This window comes from Halobacteriovorax sp. (assembly GCF_041587335.1).
In the GTDB taxonomy this organism is placed as follows: domain Bacteria; phylum Bdellovibrionota; class Bacteriovoracia; order Bacteriovoracales; family Bacteriovoracaceae; genus Halobacteriovorax.
In genome coordinates this window covers 1-4,527 of record NZ_JBFGYP010000179.1, presented here as the reverse complement: position 1 = coordinate 4,527, position 4,527 = coordinate 1, and the positions used below count along the sequence as shown (strand labels likewise).

The window sequence follows — 4,527 nt, the reverse complement described above, 5'->3', positions numbered from 1 at the left end:
GTAGACGCCACAGCTGCTGAAGTTGTTGCAAAAGTAAAACTAAGAAAAGCTCAGCTCAATCACTTTAGGCCATCATACTTTCCAGTAACGACTATGAAGATGTCTAAGAAGATTCGTCTTCTTGGCTCAGTACTACAGTCAGAAGAAAAGGAGAGTAGTATACCTGCACGTGTCGGTGGTCGAGTAGAGAAGGTGTATGTGAAATCTACTGGAAGCTTTGTAAAGGTAGGTGATCCAGTAGTCGATATCTATAGCCCTAAGCTTATTACGGCCGGGGAAGAGTACTTATTAGCAAGAGAGAGCTCTAGAAAGTCAAAAGATAAGGGCTTTAAAGAAATGCTTTCGCAGACTGTTGAAAAGTTAAAACTTTGGGGAATTAAGTCATCTCAGTACGAGCTCTGGTATAAGAATAAAAAAGTGCCTAAGCAAATAACTATTTATTCAAATGCTACAGGTATTGTAAGAAAGAGAAATGCCTCTGTTGGAAGTTACTTCAAAGAAGGACAGAACTTTTTTGAATTATCAGACCTATCTGATGTATGGGTTGAGATGGATGTTTATGAAAGAGAGGCCACTCTTGTTGAAATTGGTCAAGAGGTTGTGCTTGAGTTTACATCTTTACCTGGAGAGTTTGTCACTGGTGTGGTGGACTTTATTAATCCAGTCTTAGATTCAAAATCTAGAACTCTAAAGGTTCGAACAACAATAAAGAATGTCTCTGGAAAACTAAAGCCAGGCATGATTGCTAACGCTGTTTTAAAAATTGAAATGAACGAAACACCACTAGTCGTTCCTAGGTCTGCAATTATAGATACTGGAAAGAGAAAGGTCGTGTGGACAAAGGTAAGCGATAAAGAATTTAAAGCTCGTGTTATACACTCTGGTTTTGAGTCAGATGGATATGTCGAAGTTAAAAGTGGTCTTAGTGAGGGGGATCAAGTTGTGATTGAGGGAAGCTTTCTTTTAGATGCTCAGGCCCAACTCTTTGGTGGTTATGAGGACATGCCTAATACTAACGATAAGAAAACTCACAATCACTAGGGAAGTTTATGATTCAGAATATAATAGAGTTTTCTATTCGAAAGAGACCATTTATTGTGATCATCTTTCTCTTTGTTGCTCTTTTGTCTGTCTTTTCAATTAAGACTGCTAGAGTAGATGCAATTCCTGATATAGGAGAGAATCAGCAAATCGTTTTTACTGAATGGCCTGGAAGATCCCCAAAAGATATTGAGCAGCAAATTACCTATCCTCTAAGTGTTATGATGCAAGGGCTACCAGGTGTTAAAAATATTAGAGGAACTTCTGCTTTTGGATTTTCTATCATTTATATTATCTTCAATGATGATGTAGATTTTTACTGGAGTAGGAGTCGAGTTCTTGAGAAGCTATCTATATCTACAAGAGAGTTACCTCCAGAAGTAACTCCAAAGATGGGTCCTGATGCCACAGGGCTTGGACAAATATTTTGGTATACAATTGAAAATGAAATTGATTCAAAATCTCCTAAGTCCTTGGCCGAACTTAGATCCATTCAAGACTTCTATGTTCGTTATCTTCTTCAAAGTGTTGAGGGAGTTAGTGAGGTCGCAGGCATCGGTGGCTTTGTTAAAGAGTATCAAATTGACGTAGATCCAAATAAATTAATTGCATATGACGTTCACTTTTCTACTCTCATAAAATCTATTCAAAATAGTAATATAGATGTGGGAGCAGAGGTCATTGAAGATGGTGATAGAGAGTTTATTGTTAGAGGAAAAGGTTTTTTTAAATCTCTAAGTGATATAGAAAATGTTGTTGTCACTGTAAAAAACTCAACACCTGTTAGAGTAAGTGATTTGTCCTCTGTTCAATACGGTCCAGGATTTAGAAGGGGAGCATTAGATAAGAATGGAATTGAGTCTGTTGGCGGTGTCGTCACTATGCGATTTGGAGAAAACCCTAAAGAAGTAATTGATAACGTTAAGAAGAAAATTGAAACAATTAAGGGAGGACTACCAAAGGGTGTGAAGCTAGTGCCTTTTTACGATCGTACTGAGGTTATTGAGCGAGCTATTGGAACTGTCTATAGTGCTTTATCTCAAGAAATTATCATAACTGTCGTTGTGATTTTATTATTTCTATTACATTTTAGATCTTCCCTTCTGGTAACACTTACTCTTCCTTTTGGTGTAGGAATAAGTTTTATCTTTATGAAAATTTTAAATATAGACTCAAATGTTATGAGTTTATCTGGTCTTGTTATTGCTATTGGATCAATGGTGGATATGGGGATTATCATGACTGAGAATATCTATTCTCACCTTGCAAAAAATCCACTTGCGAATGCTAAAGAGAGAATTGAAGTCATCATAAAATCTGCTAGGGAAGTCGGTCCGGCCATACTCACTGCTGTGGCCACAACTATAGTTACTTTTCTACCCGTGTTCGCCCTAGAAGGAAGTGAAGGGAAACTTTTTGGGCCACTTGCTTGGGCAAAAACTCTTGCTATGTTTGGCTCTGTCATTGTTGCTATTATTTTAGTTCCGGCCCTTTCAGTATTCTTTCTAAATGGTAAGTTAAAACCTGTCTCTAAGAATAAAGTCAGCTCACTTATTGTGAATACTTATAGACCTATACTTGATTGGACTCTTAATAATAGAAAATTATTCTTAGTAATCCCAAGTGTTATTTTTATTTTAGGTTGTTATTCATTCACTAAACTTGGCAAAGAGTTTATGCCCTCTTTAAATGAAGGGGAAATTTTATATATGCCAGTTACAACACCTGATGTGAGTATGACTAAGGCAAGGGAGTTACTCTCATATACCGATAAAGTCTTGAAAACTCACCCTCTTGTGGCAGATGCCATTGGAAAACTTGGTCGTGCTGACACTGCAATTGATCCTGCTCCAATTGGTATGTTTGAGACTGTAGTAAAGCTTATCCCAGAAGATCAATGGCCTAGTGGAACTTCTATCTATGATATTATGAATGATTTAGATTCTAAGATCCAAGTTCCTGGTCTAGTAAATGCATGGTTATTTCCAATCGAAAATAGAATTTCTATGATCTCTACAGGTATCAAGACTCAGATTGGTATTAAGATATTTGGAGATGATTTAAAAACTCTAGAAAGTATTGGAACCCAAGTTGGAGCTCTTGTTGAGAAAGTAGATGGTGGTTATGGTATTTACGCAGAAAAAATGACAGGTAAGCCTTATATTGAATTTGATATCGATAGGGTAGCTGCTAGTAGATATGGGATAAATACTGGGACTATAAATAAGATCCTTCAAACTGCTGTTGGTGGTATGACTATCGGGCAATTTTACGATGGACGTGCCCGTTATCCAATTCGCGTTAGATATAAAAAAGAATTAAGAAATAGAATTGATGAACTCAAAAAAGTATTAGTACCAAGTCCTCTTGGACAACATATCCCCCTGGATCAATTAGCAGATATAAATATAGTCACAGGGCCATCGGCCATACAGTCAGAAAATGGTATGCTTCGCTCACTTGTTCTATTAAATGTACAAGGACGAGATCTCATTGGTTTTGTTGAGGAGGCAAAGGAACTTGTTGAAAAGAATGTTGACCTACCTAAGGGATATTCTATTTCATGGGCCGGGCAATATGAAAATCAAGTTCGATCTAATAAAAGACTGATGCTTCTTGTTCCATTTGCCCTACTCATAAATATATTTCTTATTTACCTTGGAATAAAGAATCTTAGAAATTCAGCTATTGTCTTTAGTGCTGTACCGATTGCATTTGCTGGCGGACTTATTCTTCTATGGATAGGAGGATTTAACACTTCTGTCGCTGTTTGGGTTGGATTTATTGCTCTCTTTGGTATTGCTGTTGATGATGGTGTTGTAATGATGACCTATCTTCAAGCTGCCATTAGAGATAGTAAGCCTAAAGACTGGGACGAGCTTAAGGATTGTATCCTGAGTGCTGGTACTAGGAGAATTAGACCTCTTGTGATGACTACAACTACTACTGTCATGGCCTTACTTCCAATTATGTGGGCCACGAGTACAGGAAGTGAGGTTATGAAACCTATGGCCATTCCAACTCTTGGAGGGATGCTAGTTGCTTCTATAACTGTGTTTATTGTTCCAGTCGTATTTTCATATTTTGAACAAAGAAACTTAGGAAATGAGAGGTCTTAAATTTTTAATAAATATTTTTCTAGTTTGGCCATACTGAACACAATTTAGTTTTTTGTATTCTTTTTGGGATGATTTTTTACAAGATTTTATCTTAACGAATATTAGATATAAATTTATTAAAAAAACTACTACTGAAGATCTTTATGTGAAAGCAAAAGAAGCTGATTTTTAAAAATAAGGGTCATTTGTAGACCCTTTTTTATTATATGTTTTATAGAATAGTTAGAGTTAGTCCTGTTGCACCTTGAGCACAAACGTAACTACCTTTCCATTTTCCACTAATTTCGGTACTACCTTCTGTTGAGACTCTCTGTAGTGTAAATTCCTTACATGTTTGAAACTCAATACGTCCTCTAAAAGTTTTCTT

The 4,527-nt window shown here is 36.6% G+C and carries 2 protein-coding genes; both read left to right on the top strand.

From position 1 onward, the window contains the following. On the top strand, window positions 1–1,041 hold a 1,041-nt coding region (locus tag ABX784_RS15620), incomplete at its 5' end, for an efflux RND transporter periplasmic adaptor subunit (RefSeq protein ID WP_372655995.1). Window positions 1,042–1,049: 8 nt separating this feature from the next. Further along, window positions 1,050–4,160, top strand: a complete 3,111-nt coding sequence (locus ABX784_RS15615; RefSeq protein ID WP_372655994.1) for an efflux RND transporter permease subunit — start codon at window positions 1,050–1,052, stop codon at window positions 4,158–4,160. Window positions 4,161–4,527 lie beyond the last annotated feature (367 nt).

Coding starts and splice junctions, on each gene's coding strand:
- ABX784_RS15615 (WP_372655994.1), top strand. CDS start 1,050: ATGATTCAGAATATAATAGAGTTTTCTATTCGAAAGAGACCATTTATT.